We start from the raw sequence: 390 nt of genomic DNA, 5'->3' as shown, positions 1-390 counted from the left end.
GCCTTGCTTCCGTAAGCAGAATAGAGGCTGGGAGGATTGATGCCCAAGGCATCCGTTAAGTCCGCAACGCTGACGGCATCATAGCCACGGGCATGGAACAGGCGCTGCGCGACAGCAATCCCCTGATCAGGATCGAAACGACGAGGCCTTCCTCGCGGCCGAATGTTTTTTGTAGTCGCCACTATAAAATGCCTTGACGCTGGAGCGGGAGTATTTATGTAGTGATCCCTATCCTAACTCAAAGAGGTCATAATGACAAACGTCAAAGGAAAATCCGTTCTCGTTCTGGGCGGTAGCCGGGGTATAGGCGCGGCAATCGTACGCCGGTTTGCAGCTGATGGAGCGAAAGTCACCTTCACATATGCCTCTTCAAGGGATGCTGCAGAAAAG

2 protein-coding genes are annotated in these 390 nt (G+C 53.1%); one reads left to right on the top strand and one right to left on the bottom strand.

The features are described from left to right. Positions 1–182: helix-turn-helix domain-containing protein (locus E2F50_RS22855; RefSeq protein WP_133318487.1), on the bottom strand; the 182-nt coding region annotated here is incomplete at its 3' end. A 70-nt stretch (positions 183–252) separates the two neighbouring features. Here E2F50_RS22855 and E2F50_RS22850 point away from each other — a divergent pair. After that, a partial coding sequence (locus tag E2F50_RS22850; protein ID WP_133318486.1) for an SDR family NAD(P)-dependent oxidoreductase occupies positions 253–390 on the top strand: 138 nt, incomplete at its 3' end.

It is taken from the genome of Rhizobium deserti (assembly GCF_004358025.1).
Taxonomy (GTDB): domain Bacteria; phylum Pseudomonadota; class Alphaproteobacteria; order Rhizobiales; family Rhizobiaceae; genus Neorhizobium; species Neorhizobium deserti.
This window is presented reverse-complemented; position numbering and strand designations above follow the sequence as displayed.